17 protein-coding genes are annotated in these 25,394 nt (G+C 66.2%); 3 read left to right on the forward strand and 14 right to left on the reverse strand.

The genetic code is table 11. The features are described 5' to 3' along the window. Window positions 1-8: 8 nt before the first annotated feature. The 3 genes from ACO550_RS28375 to ACO550_RS28385 form a co-directional block, all read right to left on the reverse strand. A complete protein-coding gene (locus tag ACO550_RS28375; RefSeq protein WP_485995039.1) occupies window positions 9-1,148 on the reverse strand; it encodes an acyl-CoA dehydrogenase family protein in 1,140 nt (379 codons plus the stop codon). 37 nt (window positions 1,149-1,185) lie between these two features. After that, window positions 1,186-3,075, reverse strand: coding sequence for an AMP-binding protein (locus tag ACO550_RS28380; RefSeq protein ID WP_315598642.1), 1,890 nt, complete (start codon window positions 3,073-3,075; stop codon window positions 1,186-1,188). A gap of 163 nt (window positions 3,076-3,238) precedes the next feature. Next, on the reverse strand, window positions 3,239-6,043 hold the full coding sequence (locus ACO550_RS28385) for a winged helix-turn-helix domain-containing protein (protein ID WP_315598641.1): 2,805 nt from the start codon (window positions 6,041-6,043) through the stop codon (window positions 3,239-3,241). 254 nt (window positions 6,044-6,297) lie between these two features. Between ACO550_RS28385 and ACO550_RS28390 the strand changes: the two genes are divergently transcribed. Continuing rightward, entirely contained in the window at window positions 6,298-8,823 is a 2,526-nt protein-coding gene (locus ACO550_RS28390; protein ID WP_315598640.1) for a LuxR C-terminal-related transcriptional regulator, read from the forward strand. Between the two features lie 26 nt (window positions 8,824-8,849). Here the strand turns inward: ACO550_RS28390 and ACO550_RS28395 are convergent, their stop codons facing one another. The 3 genes from ACO550_RS28395 to ACO550_RS28405 form a co-directional block, all read right to left on the reverse strand. After that, window positions 8,850-9,818, reverse strand: coding sequence for a tripartite tricarboxylate transporter substrate-binding protein (locus ACO550_RS28395; protein ID WP_315598639.1), 969 nt, complete (start codon window positions 9,816-9,818; stop codon window positions 8,850-8,852). Window positions 9,819-9,909: 91 nt separating this feature from the next. After that, entirely contained in the window at window positions 9,910-10,377 is a 468-nt protein-coding gene (locus ACO550_RS28400) for a PaaI family thioesterase (protein ID WP_315598638.1), read from the reverse strand. A gap of 1 nt (window position 10,378) precedes the next feature. Then, window positions 10,379-11,542, reverse strand: a complete 1,164-nt coding sequence (locus tag ACO550_RS28405) for a CoA transferase (protein WP_315598637.1) — start codon at window positions 11,540-11,542, stop codon at window positions 10,379-10,381. Between the two features lie 164 nt (window positions 11,543-11,706). Here ACO550_RS28405 and ACO550_RS28410 point away from each other — a divergent pair, with 164 nt between their 5' ends. Beyond that, the gene (locus ACO550_RS28410; protein ID WP_315598636.1) at window positions 11,707-12,333 is read left to right on the forward strand and encodes a hypothetical protein; all 627 of its coding nucleotides are present in this window, start codon (window positions 11,707-11,709) and stop codon (window positions 12,331-12,333) included. A 77-nt stretch (window positions 12,334-12,410) separates the two neighbouring features. Here ACO550_RS28410 and ACO550_RS28415 read toward each other — a convergent pair whose 3' ends face one another. From ACO550_RS28415 to ACO550_RS28430, 4 genes are all read right to left on the reverse strand, one after another. Then, on the reverse strand, window positions 12,411-13,832 hold the full coding sequence (locus ACO550_RS28415; RefSeq protein WP_315598635.1) for an aldehyde dehydrogenase family protein: 1,422 nt from the start codon (window positions 13,830-13,832) through the stop codon (window positions 12,411-12,413). A gap of 17 nt (window positions 13,833-13,849) precedes the next feature. Further along, window positions 13,850-15,592 (reverse strand): hypothetical protein, encoded by a 1,743-nt coding sequence (locus ACO550_RS28420; protein WP_315598634.1) that lies wholly within the window; start codon window positions 15,590-15,592, stop codon window positions 13,850-13,852. Between the two features lie 56 nt (window positions 15,593-15,648). After that, a complete protein-coding gene (locus ACO550_RS28425; protein ID WP_485995040.1) occupies window positions 15,649-17,319 on the reverse strand; it encodes a GMC family oxidoreductase in 1,671 nt (556 codons plus the stop codon). Window positions 17,320-17,427: 108 nt separating this feature from the next. After that, window positions 17,428-18,576 carry a porin gene (locus ACO550_RS28430; RefSeq protein WP_485995041.1) on the reverse strand — a complete coding sequence of 383 codons (1,149 nt, stop codon included), beginning with the start codon at window positions 18,574-18,576 and terminating at the stop codon, window positions 17,428-17,430. A 296-nt stretch (window positions 18,577-18,872) separates the two neighbouring features. Between ACO550_RS28430 and ACO550_RS28435 the strand changes: the two genes are divergently transcribed. Then, the gene (locus tag ACO550_RS28435) at window positions 18,873-20,552 is read left to right on the forward strand and encodes a site-specific integrase (protein WP_315598921.1); all 1,680 of its coding nucleotides are present in this window, start codon (window positions 18,873-18,875) and stop codon (window positions 20,550-20,552) included. Here ACO550_RS28435 and ACO550_RS28440 read toward each other — a convergent pair. The 4 genes from ACO550_RS28440 to ACO550_RS28455 are packed head-to-tail and all read right to left on the reverse strand — an operon-like array spanning window position 20,549 to window position 25,337. Then, complete coding sequence (locus ACO550_RS28440) at window positions 20,549-22,081, reverse strand: TolC family protein (protein WP_485995042.1); 1,533 nt, start codon at window positions 22,079-22,081, stop codon at window positions 20,549-20,551. The genes ACO550_RS28435 and ACO550_RS28440 overlap by 4 nt on opposite strands. Continuing rightward, entirely contained in the window at window positions 22,068-24,038 is a 1,971-nt protein-coding gene (locus ACO550_RS28445; protein ID WP_315597756.1) for an FUSC family protein, read from the reverse strand. Before ACO550_RS28445 ends, ACO550_RS28440 begins: the two co-directional genes overlap by 14 nt. Next, window positions 24,019-25,068 (reverse strand): multidrug transporter subunit MdtN, encoded by a 1,050-nt coding sequence (mdtN, locus tag ACO550_RS28450; protein ID WP_315597757.1) that lies wholly within the window; start codon window positions 25,066-25,068, stop codon window positions 24,019-24,021. Before mdtN ends, ACO550_RS28445 begins: the two co-directional genes overlap by 20 nt. After that, on the reverse strand, window positions 25,065-25,337 hold the full coding sequence (locus ACO550_RS28455) for a hypothetical protein (protein WP_315597758.1): 273 nt from the start codon (window positions 25,335-25,337) through the stop codon (window positions 25,065-25,067). The genes mdtN and ACO550_RS28455 overlap by 4 nt, the downstream gene beginning before the upstream one ends. Between the last annotated feature and the right edge of the window lie 57 nt (window positions 25,338-25,394).

Genomic DNA, 25,394 nt, shown 5'->3' on the forward strand with positions numbered 1-25,394 from the left:
GCTATGGTTCAGAGCTTGCGCGAGATCAGGTCGCGCATCACTTCGCTGGTGCCCCCGTAGATGCGCGTAACGCGGGAATCGGCAAACGCGCGTGCAACCGGGTACTCGAGCATGTAGCCGTAGCCGCCATGAAGCTGGACCAGGTCGTCGAGCGCCTTGCCCAGTGCCTCGGTCGAGTAGAGCTTGGCCACGGCCGCTTCCTCCAGCGTCAGGCGACGACGGATGTGTTCACCAAGGTAGTGATCCACTATCAGTCGCACCGCAATGGCCTGGGCCTTGATGTCGGCAAGCTTGAACTTGGTGTTCTGGAAGTCCCATACGGTCTGGTTGAACGCCTTGCGGTCCTTTACGTACTGGATCGTGTGCTCGAGGCAGGCTTCGAGCTTGGCGGCCGCACCCACGGCGATCGACAGGCGCTCCTGCGGCAGTTCGCCCATCAGGTACGAGAAGCCCTTGCCTTCCTCGCCAAGCAGGTTGGCCACGGGTACACGCACATTGTCGAAGAACAGCTCGGCGGTATCCTGCGCGTGCTGGCCCACTTTTTCGAGCTTGCGACCGCGCCGGAAACCTTCGCGAGTTGCTTCGACGACGATCAGGCTCACGCCGCGCGAACCGGCGGCCGGGTCGGTCTTGCAGACCATGATGATCAGGTCGCAATTCAGGCCGTTGGAAATAAAGGTCTTGCTGCCGTTGATGACGTACTCGTCGCCATCGCGCACGGCGGTGGTGCGTACGGCCTTCAGGTCGCTGCCGGTGCCGGGTTCGGTCATGCCGATGGCCAGGATCCATTCGCCCGAACACACCTTCGGCAGCCAGCGTTGCTTCTGCTCCTCGTTGCCAAGTCGGGCAAGGTAGGGCGCGATGATGTCCGAATGCACGCCAAAGCCCAGGCCGCTGACACCCACGCGGGCCAGTTCCTCGTTGAACACGGCCGAATGGCCGAAGTCACCGCCACCGCCACCGTACTCGGTCGGCAGCGTCATGCACAGCAGGCCTTCGCGGCCGGCCTTGAGCCAGGTCTCGCGGTCGACCTTGCCGGCGCGGTCCCATTCGGCCTGGCGCGGCAGGCATTCGCGTTCCAGGAAGCGGCGTGCGGTCTCGCGGAACATCTCGTGGTCGTCTCGGAAGACGCTACGTTGAATCTGCATGAAAATCTCCTCTGGGGATGTTGGGTAATGCCGGCGCCTAAGCCGCGCGAGCAAGTTGGGCGATATGGGCGGCAGGATTGGGATCGAACAGGGCCTGCACCAGATCGGCGCGACGCGCACGCGTGGCGGCCTGGTTCACGTAACCCTTGTCCGCGATTTCATTGGCGTCCATCGACGGTGGCTCGGCCATCAGCATCACGCGCCGCACGGACAGGCTTGCGGTGCCGCCCGCGGCGCGCAGGCGCTCGCGGATGGCATTGATGACCACCGGATGGCGCACCAGCTCCGCGGCATCGGCCGCTGCCAGTTCCGGTGCCAGTTGGCGGCACGCCGCCACATTGGGCCATGCGAGGGCCGCCAGGTAATCGTGGTCGTGGCCGCAGATCACGGCGTCGGTCAGCAACGGCGCGCATTGTTCGACCAGCGCCAGTCGCACGGCGCCCGTACGTACCCACGTGCCATTGGTCAGCTTGAAGTCTTCGGCCACGCGTCCGGCGAACGACAGGCCGCGCGCAGGATCCGAGGGATCGACCAGGCGCACGGCATCGCCCATGCGGAAGTAGCCTTCCTCGTCGAATGCCGCCTCGGTCAGGTCGGGACGACCGATGTAGCCGGTAAAGAGAGACGGACCCTTGATGCGGATCTCATGGCGACCATCGCCACCATCGAGCGGCACGAGCTTGGCCGACACGCCCGGGGCCGGCACACCGATGTTGCCGGTGGTGTCGCTGGGCCACGTGCAATAGAGGCCGATACCGCTCGATTCCGTGCACCCGAGACCCGAGCAGAACGCCACGCGCTCGCCAATCGTGCGCTCGGAAAGCGCGTGGATGCGCTCCCAGATATCGCGCGGCAGGCTGGCGCCGCCGTAAGAGAAGTTGACCGCCTCGGAAAACAGGTTGCGCGCGACGTCCGGATCGCGCTCGGCTTCGGCCACGAGCATCGACCATGCCGACGGCACCGCCGTGAAGACCGTGGACGCAACCTCGCGCATGTTTCGCACCGTGCGCTCGAACTGGCCCGGCAGCGGACGGCCATCATCGATATAGTGACTGCCACCCAGCGTGACCACGCGCGTCAGGTTCAGCACGCCGCCGAGCCCGTGGTGCCAGGGCAGCCAGTCCAAATATGTGGAAGGCCGTTCCAGCAGCGGGCGGTAGCTGTCGATGTAGTACGCAATCACCGCGCGCAGGTTGGCGTGAGACAGCGCCACGCCCTTGGGCGTACCGGTGGAGCCCGAGGTAAAAAGCACACGGCCGGTATCCTCGTCGCGAATCGCGGCGTGGGCTTCCTGCACCGCCGCGCGGCGGGCGGGAGTCAAAGTGGTCGCCACGAGATCGGCCCATGGCAACTGGCCCTCCGCTATCCCGCTTACCGCGATGACCGGTACACCGGGCTGGCCGATGAAGTCGAGCGCCCGAGCGAAGGGGGCAGCATCCTGCACGAAAATCGCAGCCGGGGGCACCAGCGCAACCACGTCACGCAGTCGTGCAAAATCCTTGCTCACGAGCGAGTACGCAGGCGACACCGGCGCCATCGGTACCCCGACATATTCGGCGGCAAGCAGCAGCACGGCTTGCTCGATCGAATTGCCGGACAGGATCATCAGCGGACGATTAAGCCCCAGGCCAAGCTCCAGCAGCGCGGCACCCACCGCCTGGATCTGGTGCCAGAGCGTGGCATAGCTGATGGCGCGCCAGGCGCCATCAGCGCCGCGTTCCGCAAACGCGCGCTGGTGCGGGCGTTCGGCGGCCCAATGCGCGGCGAATTCGCCAAGCCCGCGCTGGGCGGGGTTGGCGGGCGGATTTGCGCAGCGCAGCACAATGGTTCCATCGGCGCGAGTCTCGACCAGCGTCTGGCGTTCGGGAAAGACGGTCGGGCGGAACTTGGGGGGCGTGTCGCTGCGGACAGCGGATGATGCAGTCATGGAACGCGTCTCCTCGGTCTGCGACGCGTAGCGCGCCGCTTGGCATGGTGTCGCTGGTCCGACCCCTGGGAATCGGATGTGCGATCGAATGCCACCAAGTTACGCCCACGCGGGGCGGGCTACCACCACCCATGTCAGGTGGCAGGGAGACGCGGGACGGGCTTCAGCTCGGCCGGGACAGGTCGCGCACCCGCGCCACCGCTTCATCGCGCGATGTCACGTCGAGCTTGCGGAAGATATTGCGCAGGTGCCACTTCACGGTCTCGGGCGACAAGCCCAGCGTGCGGGCAATCTTCTTGTTGGGAAGTGCCTGGCCGAGCAATTCCACCACGTCGGCCTCCCGCTCGCTGAGCGGCTCGGCCAGCGTGCGCACCGAGGCCGGGGAGACCGTCTCAACGCCATCCTGTAGCGCGGCACTCGCTGTGCGCAGTCGATCGAGATAGAACGCCAGCACCGGGTCGGCCGGTGCGTGGTCGGGCTGCACCAGCGGGGACAGCAGGGCCAGCGCGTCAGGCTGCACGTCGAGCAGCGTTCGCAGCAAGCCAAGCCGGTGCCCGGCACGCAGCGCGCTGGATACCCGTTCCCGTGCCGCGCCGATATTGCCAGCGCCGTGCTCGGCCAGCGCCGCCATCCACTGCGCCTGCGCAGAATGCCGTTGCCACCCACGCGCTTCGCACAACGCCAGCAACGGGGTCGCGGATTCGCAGGCAGCCTTGTGCTGTCCCCGCGCGAGTTGTGACAGCATGGCCGCGCGTAGCCACGCGTGCCGCACCTCGTCCATGGTGCCCGTCGGGGCGTTGCGGTGCCTGGCGGCCAGCGCCGCCAGCCGACCGAGACAGCCATCCGCGGCGTCCCGCTGGCCTGCACGCTCATGCAGGCGTGCCTGGGCGGCCAGGCTGTGGGCCAGCAGGCGGTCCAGCCGTTCGCGGGCGCCATGCTCCTCAAGCCGTTCCAGATACGCGAAGGCGTCCAGATACTGGCCCCGCACGGCGTGGCAGGCGGCCAGCGTGATGAAAACCCGCAGCACCGAATCGGGAATGGAGACGCGTTCGAGCACGTCCACGCGTGGCGCCAGCAGATCCAGCGCGGCGTCGATCTGGTTGTGTTCGTATAGGACTCCACCGAGCAATGCGGCGGCGAAGTACTCCGGCTCGGCCCGATAGATACCAGCCTGCGTGCGGGCCTGTTCAGCCTGCCTGAGCACGTCGCGGGCAATATGCTCCACCTGCTTGACGTTGCCCTCGATCGCGTAGCTGAAGCCCGCCATGCACTGGCCGTTGAGCATGCCGGCGGCCGTTCCGAGCAGCGGGGCGCCTTCGACGATCAGCGGCGCATTGTCGGTCTGGATCGCACGCGCGCGCTCGTAGTCGCCAAGATGCATGTACAGCCAGGTCAGCAGGTTGTTGCGCGCGCCGATCAGCAGCGCACCCGCGTCGTCGGGCATCGATTCCAGCACCGGCAGTAGCTGCTGGGCGCTTTCGGTGTCATCGGCCAGCACCATCACCATCATCCGGAGCTGGCTCAGACGGTGGCGCAGCGGGCCATCGGGCGGCAAATCGGCATCGAGCGAGTCGAGCTCGGCGCGCGCGGCATCGAGCGCATGCGTGAACGCATGGACCTGCGCGGTCAGCAGCCGCAACACCGGCCGCGCGCGCACCTCCGCGTCGGGCAACTGGCGCAACAGGCCGGTTACCTTGCGAAGTTCCCCGCGCCCCACCAGCGTGGGCGCGTAGCGCGCCACCAGATCGGCGGCCGTGCCGGTTTCGCGGGCCAACACCGCGTGCCGTACCGCTTCGACCAGCAGCCGGTGATCACGAAACCACTGCCATGCAGCAGCATGGACGGCCTGGCACACGTCGGCCCCACGCTCGCGGAAACGCTCGGACAGGGTTTCCCGCAGCAATGGATGCAGGCGGTACCAGGGCGCGCGATCGGGGCCCTGGACCGGTTCGATAAACAGGTTCTCGCTTTCGAGCCGCGCAAGCAGCGCCGAAATCGACGGCTCGGCGTCGTCGCCGGCACCGGTCAGCGCCACGCACAGTGACGCGCAGAAGCGCTCGCATGCGGCCGCCCGTACCAGCAACTCGGCTTCGTCAGTTGCCAGGCGCGACAGCACCTCACGCTCGAAGTAATCGGCGAATGCGCCGGCATTCAGCACGTTGGCCCGCACGAAGTCATTGACGAACGACACGCTGCTGGCGTTCTGCTTCTTGCGTTTCCAGTGCGTGGCAAACAGCTGCAGGCCCGCCACCCAGCCATCGGTCAGTTCGTGCAGCAGCCGCGCATCGCGCGCGTCAATCTCCGCGAGCTGCGTGACCAGGAAGCGTCGCGATTCTTCTGCGGTCAAGCGCAGGTCGCGCTGATCGAGCTCCAACACCATGTCCTGGTCACGCAGGCGGCCCAACGAGAGCGGCACCTGGCTGCGCGATGCCAGCACGACATGCAGGTTGGGCGGGGCGTAGTCAAGCAACCACTGCAATGCTTCGAGCACGCGCGGATTGGCCACGTGGTGCAGTTCGTCGAACACCAGCACCAGTTCGCGCGGACAAGCCGCGACACCGCCAACCAGGGCAATGATCATGCGTTCGGCGGCTTCCGCATCCAGAGTGTCGCTCCTGGCCAGTAACGCCGCTTCGCGGACGACGGCGGGACTGATCTGCGCGAGGCTGGACAGAACGTGGTCCATCCAGTGCGCGAGGTCGTTGTCATCGCGGGACAGCGTCACCCAGGTCATGTCGAAGCCCAGCGCACGCAGGTCGAGCCGCCACGCCACCAGCAACGCGGTCTTGCCGAAGCCGGCGGGTCCCTGGATCACGATGCAGCGGCGACGGCGTGCCTCGGTCAACTGCGCCAGCAGGCGCTCGCGTGACACCACCCGGGCCGTGGCGCGTGGATGCGCGCGGGCCGCCGATAGCGGAGAAATCCCGGCCGAATCGGATGCCATTGGCGCGGAAGAGGGCAGGGACATGGATGGCTGGCGCCAGCGGCAAGCGTGGCGCGCTGCAGGGCGGAGCCCCAATGCCAGCCGATTCTACTCGCCGGGGTGGTGATCGGGGTGTCGTTCGCAGCACAATACTGAGCGAAGCAGCCGGCCCACCCGCTTCAGGTGGGGAACCGTAGCAACCCATCGCCGCACGCGCGCGAACGCCTATGCTGCGCACAGTGGTCGTCGCGGGTATGGAGCCGAAATCGATGCAATGGTGTATTTCCCCTCACAAGCTCATGCCGCCGCGGGTTAGCGGCGGCATGATCGCGCGCGAGGAATTGCTGGCGCGCCTGCACGGCAGCAGGGATGCCGGCCTCGTGCTGTTGGCCGCCAGTCCCGGATACGGCAAGACCACGCTCATGGCGCAATGGCGCCGCAACCTGGTTGGCGCCGGTGCGCGCGTGAGCTGGCTGACGCTCGACGCACAGGACGACGATCCCGCGCGGCTTTGCACCGCCATCGGCACCAGCGCAGGTATCGGCCAACTGCCCGACACGGTAGGCCTGCTGGTCGCGGCGCTGGCCATGATGCCCGATGAGCATTACCTGATGCTCGACGCCGGCGAATGCCTGCGCAACCCTGCGGCATGGGATGTCTTGCAGACGCTGGTCGATGCGGGTCTGCCGCGCCTGCATGTGGTACTTGCCACGCGAAGGCGTCCGCTGCTGCGCTACGGCCGGCTCGCCGCGCAGGCCGCCTTGTGCGAGATTGGCGACGCTGCGCTGGCGTTCAACCTGGCCGAAACCACCGCGTGCCTGGCTGCGACACACACGCAGACAACCGCCGCGCGCGTGCACGAACTGACGCGTGGCTGGCCTGCCGGCGTGCGCCTGCTCGGCGCCGCGCGTACGCAAGACCCATACACGCAAGATTGCCCTGCCGCGCTCACCGCCTACTGGTCCGAGGTGATCGCCCCGGCAATGAGCGACGCGCACCGTGACTTCCTGTGCCGCCTTGCCTGGCTTGGCCGCTGCAGCACGGCACTTGCGGCTGCCATCAACGGCGTCACCGAGGCCGGCGCCGCGAATACGCTGAAGACGCTGGCCGGGCAGGGAATGTTTGTCAATGCCGATGCCCGGCATGCGGGTTGGTACACGGTACATCCGATGTTGGCAGCATGGCTGCGCGGCACTGTCGTGCTGGCGCCGCAGGCATTGCGTGCGCTGCATCGCAACGCGGCAATCGGCTGGTTGCGGGAACGCAATCATGCCGAGGCATTGGCACACGCGATGCGCGCCGATGATGCCGGGCTCGTAGTAAGCGTGGTGCGCGAAGCCATGCCCGCCATGCCGGCCATCAGCCAGTTGCGCAACTTGCCTGCCTGGATCGATGGCGCCGGACTGGGTCGCAATGGCCAGGAATCCGCAATGCTGCTCGCCGCCGCGTGGGCGTGCACGGTCGCTGCCCGTATCGACGATGCGCATCGCTGGCTGGCGCAACTCGATAGCCAGGAGGATGTGACCGGGCAGATCGCGTTGCTCCGCGCAAGTCTTGCATTGCAGCAGGATGACCCCGCAGGCATGGCACTGTGGTTGTCCCGGCTTGGCGACGGCCCGCTTGCTCACCCGTCGCTCGAAGTACTGCGCACCGGGCTCGGCGTGCGCTGTGATGCCATGCTCCATCGCGAGATGCGGCCACTGCCATCGTTGGCGAATGCACCGGACGAGATCGCGCTGATGGCGCACGGGGGTGCGGCACTGGCAATGCTGATAGAGGGCGACGCGCACGAGGCATTGGCCATCGGCATGCCCGCCGCGCGCCTCGCCCAGGCCTTGCATGGCAGCCGTTCGGTCAGCGCCTGCATGTGCGCCGTACCGGTCGCGGCGGCATTGCTCGAACTTGGACGCACCGAGGAAGCGACGGAAGCGCTGGCCTGCCGGGCCGATCTTGCAAGATATTCGTCGCCCGACGTATTGATCGTGGCCACACTATGCCAGGCCCGGCTGCAATGGCTCGCCGGTGACCGGCATGGTGCGCGCACGACACTGAGCGATGCCCAGGCTCACGCCACGGCACGCGGACTGGCGCGCGTACGCGCGCGATGCCAGGCCCAACGCGTGCTGTTTGCGTTGCAGTCGGCCGATTTGCGCCACGCGGCCCAGCTACAGGCAGAGCTCGATACGCTGGTGGGAAACGCCGACAGTAGCCCGCGTGCGCGCGATGTGGCGACCATCGCGACGCTCTCGCGAGCACGCGTGGCACTGGCTGATGATCGGCCAGCCGAGGCGCTTGCACTGATTGAATCGATCCGCTCCGACAATGAGGGGCTGGGCGCCGTGACCGACCTGTTGCTGGCGAGAGCAAACGCGGCGCTGGCACGTTCAGATGAGGCGCGACGTCATCTCGAATCCGCGCTGGCGGCCGGCTTGCGGCTTGGCCTGTTGCGGACCCTACGCGACGAGCCCGGCATCGGGCCACTGCTCGATGACACCGCGCCTTCAGGCGACAGCGTGCGAGATGAATGGCTTGCACAGGTCCGCGCGCCCGCCCATGCCGAGCCCAGCGCGGGTGTGTGCCTGCCGATGACCACACGCCAGCGGCAGGCCAGTACATGCCCCGAGCGCCTGACCCCGCGCGAGCGCGACATCATGGCGTTGCTCGACCAGTCGATGTCAAACAAGCACATCGCACAGGCGCTGAACCTGAGCGTGGACACCATCAAGTGGAATCTGCGCCAGATCTACGCCAAGCTCGAAGTTTCAACGCGGTACGAGGCCATCCTCACGCTACGCAACACTGCGTTGCGCACCGGCACGGCTTGAGAGGGCCGTGCCGGCTCCAAAGAGCGCTAATCCAGCTTCGCGCCGCTGTCGCGAATCAGGCGCGCCATGACGGGTTCGCTCGCGTCGAAGTCCTTGCGGAAGTCCGCTCCGCTGTTGCCCACCGGCTCCAGCGCCAACGCGTCGAGCCGCTGGCGCATGCTGTCGGATGCGATTGACGCACGCGTGGCGGCCTCGATCTTGGCGAGATCGGCCGCAGGCGTACCCGCCCGTGCAAGCAGGCCCAGCCACGCTGGCGGGCGCAATTCCTGGTCGGTTGTGCCAGCTTCGGCAAGCGTTGGCACATCTGGCATGCCCTTGACGCGATGGTCGCCCACCACGGCCAGCGCGCGCAACTTGCCGCTGCGAATATGCGGCCCCAGCGAGGTCATCGAGGCGATCGCCCATTGGACATTGCCCGCCATCACGTCCACCGCGAGTGGTGCCTCGCCCTTGTAGGCGACATGCGTCATGTCCAGGCCGCGCGTACGGTTCAGGTGGGCACCCAGCACATGCGGCATGCTGCCAACGCCGTACGACCCGTAGCTGACCTTGCCCTTGTTCTGCGCGGCCCACGCCAGGAACTCGCGCATGGTTTTCGCGGGAACCAGGTTGTTGACCACCAGCACGGTCTGCCCCAGGCACAGTTCGGAGATGAACGCCAGGTCGCGGCGCACGTCATAGGGGACGCTGGCATACAGATGGGGGGTGCTGATCAGCGGGGTGGAATGGCTCAGCAGCAGCGTGTAGCCGTCGGCAGGCGCGCGGATCACCGCCTGTATGGCAATGATGCCGGCGCCGCCGGCCTTGTTGTCGACGATCACCGGCTGCCCGAGCCGCTTGCCGAGGTCCTCTGCCAGCGCGCGTGCCATGGTATCGGTGGCCCCGCCCGGCGGCCCGGGCACGATCATCGTGATGGGGCGGGCAGGGTAGCCCTGTGCGCCGCAGGTGGCGCTGGCGGCGAGCATGGTGGCGGCGATCAGAACCTTGATATGCATGCTGGTGTCTCCTGTCGTGGTCTGATCGGAAAGGTAGGCCATCGGCGGCGAAACCGCGCCACCCGCGTGGTGTGGGCGGGATACCCCTTGGTCAGGGTGAAACCTGATCGGCCGGCGTGGCACGCATCACCGAAAACACCGCCGTGGTCTGCAGCACCATGCGGCCCGCCACGCTGACATCGCAGTTCCCATAGGCGAGCCGCCTGCCAACCCGGTTGAATGTCACGCGCGCCTCCGCGAAATCGCCCTCAAGCACGGCCCCGAGATAGTTCACGCTCAGTTGCACGGTGCGTGGCATCAGATCCGGGTTATCGCGGCGCAAGATTGATCCATAGGCCGAGTCAGCCAGCGTCGCCAGGAAGCCGCCATGCACAATGCCCTGGAGATTCAGGTGCGCAGCGGTGATGCGGGCGGCCATCACCGGTTCGGTATCGTGGAGGTAGAAATCGCCGCAGATCTCCATGAAGCCGTTGGGAATCATCAGTCGCCGGTAACCTGGCGGTACGCCAAGATTGGCGCAAGGCGCGGCCAGCCTGAGCGAAGCTGTCGACGGTGCCATGTCACGCCTCCTCGATAAAGCCGAGGCCCAAGCCGCGCAAGCGGGCAATGTCGGCATCGTCGAGCCCCCAGTCGCGTAATGCGGCCCCGCCATACTGGCCGCGCGTCGTAGCACCGCGGCGCGCTTCCGATGGCGTACCGAGGAAGCGTGGCGCAGGGGCGGGCTGTACCACCCCCTCGATCTCGACAAAGCTGCCGCGCGCCCGATGCTGGGCGTGGTCTGGCGCTTCCGAGAAGCCGAGCACGGGCGCCACGCATGCATCGCTGCCCTCGAATACGGCGCACCATTCGTCGCGCGTCCGGGTCAGGAAGACCTCGGTGAAGCGCTGGCGTAGCACCGGCCAGCCGTTGCGATCGTGCTGGGCTGGCAGATCGTCGTTGGCCAGACCAAGGCGCTCGAGCAGTTGCGCATAGAAGCGCGCCTCGACCGCGCCCACTGCCATGTATTGTCCGTCGCGGGTCTGATAGCTGTCGTACCACGGCGTGCCGCCATCGAGCAGGTTGCTTTCGCGCGATTCGCGCCAGTTACCCGACGCCAGCATGCCCCAGACCACCGATCCGAGTTGCGCCGCACCTTCGATCATCGCGGCGTCCACCACCTGGCCGTTGCCGCCGCGCTGCACATTCAGCAGCGCCGCCACCACACCGAGCGCCAGCAACATGCCGCCCCCGCCGTAGTCGCCCACCAGGTTCAGCGGCGGCACGGGTGCCTGTCCGGCACGGCCCATGCCGGACAGCACGCCCGACAGCGCGATGTAGTTGAGATCGTGGCCGGCGCGTGCCGCCAGCGGTCCGGTCTGGCCCCAGCCAGTCATGCGGCCATAGACCAGGCGCGGATTGGCTTCCAGCGCCTGCGCCGGGCCCAGACCCAGCCGCTCCATCGTGCCAGGCCGGAAGCCTTCGATGACCACATCGGCGCGTGCCATCAGGTCCAGCGCGGCCGCGCGCGCGTCCGGCTGCTTGAGGTCCAGCGTGACCGAGCGCCGGCCGCGTCCGGTAATGTCCACGCGCTTGCCAGTGGCCGACTTCGGGCCCAGGTCCGTGGGGGCCAGGGGGCGGTCGATGCGCAGTACGTCGGCCCCCATGTCGGCCAGCAACATGGTGCCGAACGGGCCGGGCCCGATGGCTTCGAATTCGATCACGCGGATGCCGCTAAGTACGCCCATGGCTAGTCTCCCGATGCAAGGTTTGTGTGATTGCCAGTAGACCAAATCGCGCGCCAGTGCGAAGCCACCCGTATCAGGTTGGCGCAAGCGGGAGCGCCGTGGCCGCGTACAGTCCGTTCCTATAATTGCCGCATCGTCCAGGATCGTCACACGGAGAATCCACCATGCCCCATGCGCTGCGCGCCGCCCATCCGGGCCCCGATCTTGCCGAACTCAGGCGCGAGGTACGCGATCTGACGCGGCGCGCGCACCGGCTGGCGCTCGCCTCGGACCCCGGTGACTACGAAGCCACGCTTACCGCGCTATTCGATGCGCGGCTCGGTCATGGCGATGTGCGCGTGCACGTGGTGTGCTTTGCCGCGGCATCGCAATTCGGCCTCGACGTACGGCAGCATGCGGAACGCTGCCGGCAGGCTGTGGACAGTTGCGGCAGCATGGCAATGCGTACGCTGTTCCTGGCTGCCGCGCGCCGCCAGCGCAGCCGCTGGAACGAGGTGGCGCGCCGGCTCGAGGTAGACAGCGCCACGGTTGCCGCGGCGGCGCGGGTACGTGCCGCGCCGGAATCAGGCGTATCGCCGCTTTGCGCGCATTGCGAGCGCTTGCGTTGCGACAGCCGGCGCGCGGGCGGCCATGTGGCATTGCAGCCCGCCGGCGACGTGAAGTGGCGTAGCGTGGGCAGCGGCGCGCTGTGCGAGACCCGTGCGCACCGGTGCATGGTGTGCCGCGCCGCCTGGACCGAGCACCGCAGTGGCGCCGATCCCTTCGTTGGCTGGACCATCAGCCGCAAATGAAAGCGGGCCGGTCATTGCGACCGGCCCCGCCTTATGCTGCCTTTACCCGGATGCCAGCCGGCGATTCAGACTTTGATTCAGACCGTGATGGCCTTGCATTCGAGGTACTCGGCCAGGCCGTGCGCACCGTTCTCCCGCCCATTGCCCGACGCCTTGTAGCCACCAAACGGCAGCGTCAGGTCGAGCTGGCCGCCATTGATGCGCACCGAGCCTGCACGCAACCGCGCGGCCACGCGACGCGCGCGGGCCGGGTCGGCCGAGGCGACATAGGCTGCCAGGCCATACGGGGAGTCGTTGGCGATGGCGATGCCTTGGGGCTCATCGTCATAGGGAATCATCACCAGCACCGGGCCGAAGATCTCCTCGCGCGCGATGCGCATGGTATTGCCGACGTCGGCAAACACGGTGGGGCGCGCATAGAAGCCCGTGTCGAGCCCTTCGGGCCGCCCCGGGCCTCCCGCAATTACCCGTGCACCTTCCTCGATGCCAACACCGATCATGTGCTGGACCCGCTCGTACTGGGCCTGGTTTGCCAGCGGCCCGACACGGGTGGCCGGGTCGGCGGGGTCTCCCACGACCAGGGCATTGGCGGTCGCAGCCGCCACGCGCATGGCCTCGGCGTAGCACTGGCGCGGCACCAGCATCCGCGTTGGCGCGATACAGGTTTGTCCCGCGTTAAGCATGACCTGGCCCACGCCCTGGGCGACTGCCGCCGGCAAATCGGCATCGTCGAGGATCAGTAACGGCGACTTGCCGCCGAGTTCCTGGTGCACGCGCTTGACCGTGGGCGCGGCGGCCTCGGCTACGGCAATACCCGCGCGCGTGGAGCCCGTAATCGAGATCATGTCGACGTCGGGGTGGCCGGCCAGCCGGGCACCCACCGTGGCACCGTCGCCGAACACCAGATTGAACACGCCTGCCGGGGTGCCGGCCGCATGCATGACCTCGGCAAACAGCACGGCATCGAGCGGGGCGATTTCGGAAGGCTTGAGCACGACCGTGCAACCCGCCGCCAATGCGGCGGCTACCTTCGCGCAGATCAGGCTCAGCGGCCAGTTCCACGCGGTAACCAGCGCCGCCACGCCGATGGGCTCATGCCGTATCTGGTTGTTGCCATGCGCGGTTTCGAACGGGAATGCGCGCAACGTCTCGGCCATGGCCGCCAGATGCGCGAGTCCGATCGGCGCCTGGAGCGTATTGCACAGGCTCACCGGTGCACCCATCTCGGTGCGCACGGCTTCGGCAAACTCTGGCAAGCGCGCCTTGTAGCCGGCTGCAATGCGCTCCAGCAACGCCAGCCGTTCCTCGCGGGTCGATTCCGACCACGACGGAAAGGCTGCGCGCGCTGCTGCCACGGCGCGGTCAGCGTCGACGGCGGTGCCCAGCCAGAGTTCGGCCACGGCGGCCTCGGTGGCGGGGTTGATAACGGGCATCGTGTGCGCTCCGGGGCCTGGCTTCACCCATTCGCCACCGATATAGAACCTGTCGAGTGTTCTCAATCGAATCTCCTGTTGGTTCAGGGCCGGCTGGCCGTGGCGACCGCATCGGCACCCACGCGCTTCATGCGCGTGGTGTCCAGGCGCATCAGCCCGAAGGCGCCGCTATAGAAGATATGACCCTCGGGGTCGACCTTGACCGGCGAGTACAAGCCGTTGAACGTCGGGTCGGTGCCGGTGCGGATCGTCATCACGGTGCGGCCGGTGTCGAGATCGAGGCCTACGTGGTAGCGGTCGTTCCAGCGGCTGGCAAAGTAGCCGTCGACGATGGCCATGCGGCCGCCGCCACTGATCATCGGCACCACCGAGATCGACGACACGTCGGGCCGTACCCACAGCTTCTTCCAGCGATGGCCCTGTCGCTGCCACTTGAGCATTGCCACGCCGGTGGGTCCCGGACGCGTGGCACCGTTGACGAGGCTGGTAAAACTGCCGCCACGATTCAGCTGCGGGGCATCATTGGTCGGAATGTTGTTGACCACGAACGCGTAGTCGCCGAACGCCGATACCGATTGCTCGGACTGCACCGACTCGATGCCCGGGCCCATATCCACCACCATCTGGTCGGCAATACGCGGCGAGGCAGTACCGGGCTTCTGCTTCCAGCCGGCAGGGATGCCGTCGCGCCAGAACGCCACCATCCGCATGGTCTTCGCGCCGTCGGTAATCACCACGAGCTTGTCTTCGCCAGGGCCAAAGCCCATCAGGGTAGGGGTAGAGCCGGTGCCGTCGCCCACCTTGGGCGCGGGCATCACAATGCCCCGGTCGTAGTGCGCCTGCCATGCGCCGCTGGCTTCATCGGACCTGATCTTGCCGCGGGCGTCCACCACAAGCCGGTACATCGTGGTGTTCGAAGCCACATAGACAGCGCCGCCATTGGCCTCGGGGCCGGTGGCAAAGCTGTTCATAAACAGCTCGTCGGCGCCGGTCACGGTATAGGTGTCGATCACTTCGAGCGAATCGCGGTCCAGCGTGACGACCTTTCCACCGAGCGTGTTCACGACCAGATAGCCGTTGTAGGTCATGCCCATGCCGAACAGCATGTCCATTGGCAAGCGGATTGCCGCTCGCTTGATTTTCTCGTTGTCGAATACGCTGGCGGGCAACATCACGACGCGTGCCGGGCTCATCGCGGAGGTGGGCGACGCGGGATCCTGCTGGTCGATGCGGAACAGTTGCCGCCCGCTGCAGCCGTAGAACGCGTCATTGCGACCCAGTACCGCGTAGACCGCACCATTGGCCACCTGGTCCTCGGCAAAGGTAAGCATTCGGTTGGGCTGCGACTTCATGTATTCCAGCAGACCGGCTTCGTCGCGCGCTTCAAGGAACGCCTGCACCCGCGTGGCCTGGGCGCGGCGCGCGTCGTCGGAAACGGGCGTGTAGTTCGGCAGCTTAACGGGGATATCGGTACGCGAGAGCTCGATGAGCTTGCCGTTCTCGATCGCCAGCTTGCGCAGCGAGAACCCGGCCCACCACCAGTAGATGTCACGACCGTCAACATGGTCCATTACCAGCGGCAGGCTGGCCGATTCATTGGGAAGCACCTGCACCGATTCCGGCGTCAGCTCAAAGTTTCCGCGCGGGACGGTGAACGGCACGCTATCGGTGGCGGCGTCGTTCCAGTGCGTCTGGTTGTTCCAGGACTGCGCCAGGAACGGATTGGGCGCGGGTTGCGTCGATGCCGCCACGGCAGGGAACGCGGATGCCAGCAGGCACACGAGCACGCCGGCGACACCGATTGCGGTAGGCTTGGACTGTTTCATGCAAATCTCAACAAGGATGTTGGGGACCCGGGGGGCCTTCGGGATTGCTGGATGCGTCAGGCGCCTGCGCGGATCAGGTCCGCCGCCTTCTCGCCGATCATCATGGCCGGCGCGTTGGTATTGCCGCCGATCAGCGTCGGCATGATCGAGGCGTCGGCAATCCGCAGGCCCTGTATGCCATGCACGCGCAGTGCGGGATCGACCACGGCCATCGCGTCGATACCCATCTTGCAGGTGCCCACCGGATGGAAAACCGAATCGGCGTGGCGACGCACATAGGCACGGATGGCCGCTTCATCACCCTCGCCGGGCCCGATTTGCTCGGTCAGTAGCTCGCGCCCGCGTGCGCTGGCCAGCGCCGGTTGCGCGAAAATGCGTCGCATCGTGCGGAAGCACGCCACCATGCCGGCCATGTCGGCTTCGGCGGACAGGAAACGCGGATCGATCAGTGGTGCGTCGCGCATGTCGGCGCTGCGCAGCCGCACATGGCCGCGGCTTTCCGGGCGCAACACGCAGGCCAGACCCGTGAAACCATGCTTGAGATCGCGGCGCCGCATGCCGGTGTGAGTAGGCGACAGGCCAGGCACGAAGTGAAACTGCAGGTCGGGCTCATCCAGCTCGGCACGACTGCGCACGAATGCGCCCGCCTCGGCAAGATTGGAGCTGATCATGCCGGTACGATCGCGGCGATAGCGCCGCACTTCACCTAGTATCTTCGCTGCGCCGCGCAGCGAATAGCCGTACAGATCGTGCGAATCCACCTGGCGGCAGACCGCGATATCGAGGTGGTCCTGCAGGTTTTCACCGACGCCGGGAAGGTCATGGACCACATCGATGCCGAACGTCGACAGATGCGCCGCCGGGCCGATTCCCGATGCCAGCAGCAATTGCGGCGAATTGAACGCGCCGCCGCTGACGATGATCTCGCGCCGCGCGTGCAGCGTCTGTTTCACGCCGCTACGCACCACCTCGATGCCCACGGCACGCTTGCCTTCGAACACGATGCGTAATGCCTGCGTTTCCGGCCAGACGGTCAGGTTGCGACGTCCGCCGCTGAACGTCTGGTCAGCAGCATCGCCACGATGCAGGTAGGCACGCGCGCTATTCCAGCGCTCGCCGTCGCGCTGGGTCACCTGGTAGAAGCCGGCGCCGTCCTGCTGCTGGCCGTTGAAATCGCGATTGAACGGAATGCCGGCTTGCAGCGCTGCGGTGATAAAGCGAGAAGAGAACGGATTGGGGCTACGCAACTCGTTCACATGCAGCGGCCCCTGGTTGCCGTGATGCTCGTCGTCATGGGCATGGTTGGTCTCGCTGCGGCGGAAGTACGGAAGCACGTCCTCATGACCCCAGCCCTGGCACCCCAGTTGGGCCCAGCGGTCGTAGTCATGCCGGTGGCCGCGGATATACACCATGCCGTTGATCGAGGAACTGCCGCCCAGGCCGCGTCCGCGCGGCTGGTATGAGCAGCGGCCGTCGAGGCCAGGCTGCGGCACGCTTTGATAGGCATAGTTGCGTGGTCCGGCCTTGGGCACGATTGCCGCCACAGCCACCGGAGTCCAGACGCTGAAATGGTGGTCGCTTGGGCCAGCTTCCAGCAGCAATACCGACGTGGCGGCATCGTCGGCCAGCCTGCTTGCCACGGCACAGCCGGCGGAGCCCGCGCCAACCACGATGTAGTCGAATGTCGCCGCCGCCGAATGGCTGGCCTGCGTCTCTCTAACAGTCACTTCCGTCTCCTGTTTTCCGGGTGCTGGTACGAAGTACATCAAATTGGTCGCCACCCGGGAGCCCCCCATATCGAGTTGGGTTGGGTGATACCCGGCATCGGCAACTGGTCAGAAGATCTGACGGACACCCACGGTTACGCCGATCATGTTCTTCTGGCCCGCCATGGTCGGGTACTTGAACGCGAACGCGGTGGCGGCGCTGTCGAAGCTGAGGCCGCCGTTGTGGGCCCAGCCAGCGGTCAGATAGACATCCGTGCGCTTGCTGAAGTTGTAGTCGGCAAGGAACGTCACCTGGTGCATGTTGGGCGGATTGGTGGCAGGGCTGCTGGCCGCGCTCCGGGCGGTCTTGACGTCGGCGAAGTAGTAGGCAAGGGAAAGCCCCAGCGCCGGTGTGGCCTGGTAGTTCACACCGGCCCACCAGTAGTCGTCGCGCAGCAGCGAGGCGCCATTCGAGAATTCGCTCTGGCTGTACCGGTAGCCGGCACTCAGCTTGAGCGTATCGGTCTTGTACAGGCCGGCCGCGCCATACTTGGCGATCTTGCCCGGCTGGCCCGTCACGGCAGCAGGGCGCCAGACGTCGGCACCAACCGAGACGCCGAAGTTGCTGCCATTGAGGTACATCAGCGAACCGCCATAGGCGGTGTTGTCGCTGAAGTGCCCCGGCACTTCGCCCGCGCCGCCATTGGCCAGCACGATCGCGGCGTTCTGTACCGCCACGCCGGTGCCAAACGAGTAGTGGGCCACGGCCTGCAGCGGACCGAACTGGCCCGTGTACTTGATCATGTTGTCTTCGCGGTAGTTCAGCCCCATCCACCAGATGCCCGGCTCGTAGGTGGCGGCGAAGCGCATCGGCGCAAAGTTGGCCATGCCGTCGAAGAACGACGTGTACTGGCGGCCAAACGTGATCTTGCCGTAGGGGTTGTTCTGCAGCCCGATGAAAGACTGCCGGTTGAACAGCGGTGCGCTTTGCAGCGCGCCCGTATCCCACTGGAAACCGCTTTCCAACACAAACAGCGCCTGGTTACCGCCACCTAGGTCTTCCACGCCACGCAAACCCCAACGCGAGGCAGACAGGCCGCCAACACTTGGCATGCCAACCCGGCTGCCACCCTGCGTGGGTGTGGTAGCCGAGGCGGCCACCCGATTGACGTATTCGACGGACCCGTCGATCACGCCATACAACGTGACACTTGACTGCGCGTGCGACCCGGCACTGGCCGCGGCCAATGCCGCCAGCGCGAAAAGCTGCTTCCTCATGCTCTGTCTTCTCCGTATAGGTTTTTTTGATCAGATGTTGCTGTGGGGTGATCGCATTAGAGCCGGGCCGGAGAAGGCAAGCCCCCTTCCTGAGGAGTGGGGAAGCACGGGAAAGTGGCTTTGAAGCGCTACGGAGTTTCCCTATGGCGTTGAGATCGACCCATGCCCGCGGTTTTCTCCCCTCTCCCGCGGCGCGGGAGAGGGGAGCGCATAACAAGCGGTCTCGCGAAATCTCAATGCCATTACGATAACTTTTCTTATCGCAATAGACAGATGGCAGTGCTAAACTTCGTCGCATGAAAAACCGCCAGACCACCTCGTTATTCAGTTTCCCGGATGCGGCATCGCTGGCAGCGCTGCGCGCGTGGCACGCGGGTCTGTCAACACGTGCGGCGGTAGCGCAGTATCTCGACGATGAGCGGGCGCAAGGGCAGTCATCGCGCGGCATCATTGGTGGTATCCGGCGCCAACTGGCCGCCTACGCGCGCTATCGGCTGCGCGAAGACCTGGCGGCGCTGTTTGAATTCGAGGCGGAAGCCCGGTTGCAGCAGGGCAGGGCCGCGGACCAGGCCATCGAGACGTTGCGCAAGTTGCCGCCGCCAATGCCGGCGATTGGCGACGATATCGGCATGTGGCTGGCGCCGTCGGCCGTGGCTGCCTTGCGCGCGCAGGACATTCACACACTGGCCGACCTGACCGTCCGTATTCCGCGCCGCCGTCAGTGGTGGGCCAACGTACCTGGCCTTGGCATGACTGGCGCGCGGCGTATCGAGGCGTTCTTCGCCGAGTATCCCGAACTGACCGCCCGGGCCCGCGCACTGATCGCCGCCGAACCGCGCGGGATGATCGTGCCGTGGGAACAGATGGGGCGCTTGCCACATGAAGTGGACGGTTCGCTGGGCCAGTTTCGCGCGCCGCGCGAGACGTGTCCGCTCGATGCGGACAATGATTACGCGGCCGTGCAGGCCTGGCTGGCACTGCATGAATCCCCGGCTACGCTGCGCGCATATCGCAAGGAGGCCGAGCGGCTGATCCTGTGGGCGATTATCGAGAAAGGCCGGCCGCTGTCGTCGCTGACTACCGAGGACGCTACGGCCTACCGCAATTTCCTGCGCCAACCGATACCGCGCGAGCGCTGGGTGGGACCGGCCCGGCCGCGCAGCGCGGCTGACTGGAAGCCGTTCACCGATGCACTGTCCCCACGCTCGGCCGCCTACACGCTGCAGGTGCTGGGTGCGCTGTTTCGCTGGCTGGTGCAGCAACGCTACGTTCTGGCCAATCCGTTTGCCGGTCTCAAGGTGCGCGGTGGCAGCAAGACCGCCGCGCTCGACGTATCGCATGCGTTCTCGGAAGGCGAATGGATGATCACGCGCACCATTGCCGACGGACTGGAGTGGTCGTATGGCTGGGAAGCGCCCCCCGCGCAGCGACTGCGATTTATCCTCGATTTCACCTATGCCACGGGGTTGCGTGCCAGCGAACTGGTAGGGGCCACGCTACGCAATATCGAAACCGACCTGCATGGCGATCACTGGCTGCACCTCGTGGGCAAGGGCGCCAAAGCGGGCAGGGTGGCACTACCGCCTATGGCCCGCAATGCGCTCGATCGCTACCTCGTCGAGCGCGGCTTGCCTGTAACGCGAGCCCAGTGGGACCCGGGTGTGCCGATCGTCGGCAATCTCGGGCCTGATGAAAGCGGCGGCATCACCGGCGCAAGGCTCTGGATGGTCATGAAGCGCTTCTTCGCCACGGCTGCGGACCAGCTCGAAGCAGAGCGTCCCGCCACCGCGGAAAAGCTGCGTCGCGCCAGCCCGCACTGGCTGCGCCATACCCACGCCACCCATGCGCTGGCACGCGGCGCGGAATTGACTACCGTGCGCGACAACCTGCGCCACGCGTCGGTATCCACGACCTCGCTCTATCTGCACGGGGACAGTGTGAAGCGGGCCCGGCAGATGGAATCGGCCTTCAGCTAGCGCGCCGCGCCAATCGCACCGGTCGCCAGGGCCAGTCCGGCTGCGGCGGCCAGCGCGCCGCTGTAGGCATCGGCCGAGGCATTGCGCGCCAGCAGCAGCTGGTTCTGCGCCAGATTGGCCTCGGTCACCGTTCCCACACCCTTGCGATAGGCCGCGAATGCCGCGTCATAGGTGGTTTGCGCGGCATCGGCCAACGCCCTGGCGGCATCATAGGCAGCGAGGCTCGATTCCAGCGCGCTCTGGCTGACCACCACCTGCCGCACCGATTCCTCCTTGGCGCGGGTCAGCCTGGCTGACGCACTGTCCACGTCGTTGCGCGCCTGCGCCAGCACCGCCGAGCGCATGCCGCCGTCGTAGATCGGTACCGTCACGCCCAAAAACACACTGTTGCCATAGCGATAGCCATTCAGGTTGACGGTAGGCGGCTGTTGGCCAACCGGCGGAATCGCGGTAATTGCCGACCCGCCCGATGCGTACGAGGCAAACGCCGACATAAACACCTTCGGCATGAAGGCCGCCTCGGCAGCCCTGACCCGAGCCTGGTTGGCGCGCTCCACGGCATACGCGCCAAGCACATCAGGCCTTTGCGCGATGGCATTCTCGACAATCTGCTCGACCGAACTGCGCAGCGCAGGAGACAGCGGGCGTACGGGCATCTCGGCGATACGCGGTTTCGATAGCGGCGAGATACCGATGGCCGTGATCAATGCCAGATAGGCATCGGTCTGCGCGCCTTGCGCCTGCACCATGGCGAGGTTGGTTTGCGCCCGGTTCTGGTTAGCCTGCGCAACCTCGACCACGGTGCCGATGCCGCGCTCGAAGCGCGCCTTGGCCGCCGCCTGTACCGCATCGGCATTGGTCATCGCCTGCGCGACCGTGGCCGAACGCGAACGGGCCGCCTGGAACCGGTAGAACGCCACGCTGACATCATGGATGATGCGCTGGTGCAATGCCGTAAACGCAATATTGGCTGCCACCGTGGTCTGTTCCGCCGCTTCCACGATACCCGCGCGTTCGCCGAAATCGAACAGCAGCCACTGCAAGGACAGTACCGAGACCGCCCCATGGTGCGACACATCGGCGCCGGCCTGGCCCAGTGCGGTTGACGTGGACAGGTGCCCATTCTGATAGCCACCCATGGCCGCGGCGGAGATATGCGGCAGGTAACTGCTGCGCGCAATGCCGGCGGCCAGCGCCGCATTGCGTGCGTCGTTCCATGCGATGCGTGTCAGCGGATTCGATGACTCCGCCAGATCGATCAGTTCGGGCAGCGAATAGTCGTGGGCCGGGTCAAGCAGCGGAGGCGGCGCCAGTGTAGCCAGCGCAGTGTTGGCTGGCAGCGTGTAGTTCGACGGCCGGTCCGGCGGTGTTGCCTTGCTGGGTGCGCCAGCCACGATTTCGCCGGAAGTCGTGGTCGGTGGCTGCCAGGGGCGATCCGCTTGCGGTGGGGCAAGGTCGAGCGCCGACGTCGCGCAGCCGGTCAGCGCCATGCAGCATATGGACAGCGCCAGTAGGTCAGGTTTGCGCATAAGAAGAAGAGGGGTTCGCGCCGCCCGATGAAGTTCCGGCCAGCCGCTGGTCAACGACCGCCAGCAGGGCGGTGCGGATATCCAGCCCGGCCGGCGGATGGACCTCTGCTGCGGCTGGGGATACTACGTCGACGGCCTCCAGGACACGCAGCCGCTCGGCCACCGCTGCATCGCCCGGAAACCGTTCCGCCAGCAGGAACAGGGGGCCGGCAACGCTATCGAGCGCGCCCAGCCTTGCGCGCTGATGGTCGACCCAGGATGATTGGGGCGCGACCGACGCCGGTTCATAGCGCGCGAGATCCAGGTCCTGAGCGATATTCCCCTGCAATGCCAGGGCCGCCGCCGCATGCGTGCGCTGCAATGTGGGCCGGGGCGCATCGATCAGTTGCTGCCACTGGCGCGACAATGCGCCCATCGCCGCCTCGATGCGCGCGGCGATGCTGACCGGCCAGATCCGCGTGAACACCAGGTACACCACCAGATTGCCAATGATGATGCCGATCACACGGTCACGCGCAATGGTCAGGTCGAAGCCGGGCCCGGCGCCCTGGATCACGCAGAGATAGAGCGCGAACGCAATCTGGAATCCCGCATACGCAATCCGTGGCGAACCCTGCGCCACCCATGCCGAGAGCCACGTCCCCACGAAGACCAGCCCCAGCAAGCCACCAACCGAAGACAACCAAGGCACCACGTAGACGATGGCCGCTGTGCCGATGGCCGCGCCCACCAGGCATCCGGCCAGGCGCAGGGTCAGTTTCTCGACGGTTTCAGCCGCCGTGCCAAGCGATACCAGATAGCAGGTGATAAAGCAGGTGTGAATGCCCGGCCAGTTCAGTTGCTGGTAGAGCAGATAGCAGAACATTGCTGCGCCCGTGGTCTTCAGCGCATAGTGAATGTGGCTGCGATTGGTAAAGGCATCGGCATCGAGGAAGCCACCGCCCTTTGCCGGCGGCGCGACGTCCTCGCTGTCAGCACCGGCCCCGATGACTTCCGCATAGCCCTCGATGGCAGTGCGCAGTGCCGTTGCCACGGATTGCTGCACCGGTGTCAGTGAGCCGATATCGGGCAGCGGCAACACGATGTCCACCGGATACCCGCCGGCGGCGAGCATGGCCGCCATGGCTTCGAGCGTATCGGCAATTGGTGCGGCACAAGCCGCAGGCAGCCGCGCTGCCGGTTCCCGGCCGGCCACGTCCGCAGCCAGCAGGATGGCCATGGTCGACGCAGCCGCCTGCCGTAGCGCCAACACATCCGCGGCATTCGCGCTGCCTTCGAACTTGGCCAGCTTCAGCCAGCCATCCACGGGCTGCACCCCATCGCGCAATATGGCGGCAAGCGCGGTGCCGTCCGGCTTGTCCGTACGCAGGCTTTGCGCAGCGACGTTCAGGCAGTGTGCCAGGCGGTCTCCGGCCAGCCTGCGCGGTGACGGCCCAATGGCAAGGTTGGTCACTACATTCGCACCGATCGGAATCGCCACCATCAGCCACGCATACAGCAGCGCGCGCGTGGCAAGTTCGCCGGCCGGGACCAGCCCCAGTTCGTCCAGCGCAAAGCCGATGATCATGGCGACGATCGCACCAACCGGGCGCAACTTGCTGGCGGAAGTCAGGAACAGCAGTGCGGTGGACACCACGGCCATGCAGGCCACACGCAACATGGGATTGTCGACACTTAAGTCGGCCAGCACGATCACCAGCCCGATGATGAAGCTGATCAGTATCAGCGCCGCCACGCTCATCACGATACTGCTGGTGCGGTCAGGGCGGTTGATAAAGAAAATCACATAGGCGGATATGGCGGCTTCGGGCGTGCCATAGATTGCCGTGACAAGTACTGTCAGCGTACTGGCTACCGCGATGCGCGTGGTTGCAGCGGCGCGCCCCGGGAACGGCGCCAGCAACGCGCCAATGGTACGCGGCCAGTAACGAAGCCCGTCAGCGGCAGGCCGCGCCATGCCGTACCTCGACGGTTGCACTGGCGCCCACCCGGGCGAGGGTCTCCGGTGGCGCCTCCAGCTTGATCCGCACTGGGAAACGGCGCGCCACGCGTACCCAGTTCACCGACGGCTGGACATAGGGCAGCGCGCGCGGCAGGTTGATCCGGTCGGTATCGGTAATGCCCACCCCGATGCCGTCCACGGTGCCACGCAGCGCATGGCGCCGGTCAATCATCGAATAGACCGTGGCGCAGTCCCCAATACGGATATCGGCCAACTGGGTTTCGCGGAAGTTGGCCACCGCGAACCACTCGCCGGTATGCACCAGCAGGAATAGCGACTGGTTGGGAATCACGACTTCACCGGACAGCACCCTGAGCCCGCTGACGCGGCCGTCATGCGGCGCGCGGACCACGGTATCGTCGAGGGCGCGCTGCACGATGGCCAGCGCCGCCTCGCGGGCTTGCACGGTAGCCATGGCATCGTCGTCCTTGCCCACGGCCTGCGCCGTACCGGCGCGCTGCGCTTGTGCCTGCTTCAGCGATACCGCCGCGTCGCGCTTTGCCACCTCGGCCTGGTCGAGCTGTTGTTTGGGTACATAGCCGTCGGCGGCCAGCGGACGCAGCCGTTCCACGGTGCGCGCGGTCAGTGCGTAGTTCTGCTCGGCGCGTGCAATCTGCTCGGATGCCACCGAGGCCGTGGCCTGTTCGCTGCCAATCGTCCGGCGCCGCGTACCCAGCGTGGCCTGTGCAAGCGCCAGGTCCGCCTGCGCCTGGGCTACGGCCAGCCGGTAGGGCACCGGGTCGATTTCGAACAGCACATCGCCTTTTGACACCCGCTGGTTGTCGGTGACCAGGATGCGGGCGATTCGCCCACCAACGGGCGAGGCCACATGGACCAGGTCGGCATCGAGCGATGCATCGTCGGACGATGGATAGCGGACCGTGCGTTGCCAGGCGTAGACGGAGAGCAGGACCGCCAGCAGCACGATGACCAGCGCAATCAGTTTCCCGCGTAGCGGGCCATGCTTGACGCCGGCCATCTTCATAGGATTTGCCCAGAACCAACCAGCCAGACGATCTCGGCAATCATCAGGCCAATCGCAGTGTTGACCAGCAACTGGAAGCGGACCGTTTCCGCCCAGCCGGTGGCCACAAACACCCGCCAGGCAATGACGGCACCCAGAATGCCAACCAGCGCGCTCAGCAACCAGAGCGGAAAATAGGCCCCGAACAGGCCAAAGGACGGCGCGCCGGCACAACCTTGGAGCGAAGCGGCTAACACGACCAGCACGACCAACGCAAGCGAGCGTGTCATGGGACAGGGTGGCGGAATCGGTTCACGCAATATAGCAGCGCCGCTTCCCGATTGTCC

The organism is Cupriavidus sp., from assembly GCF_057315035.1.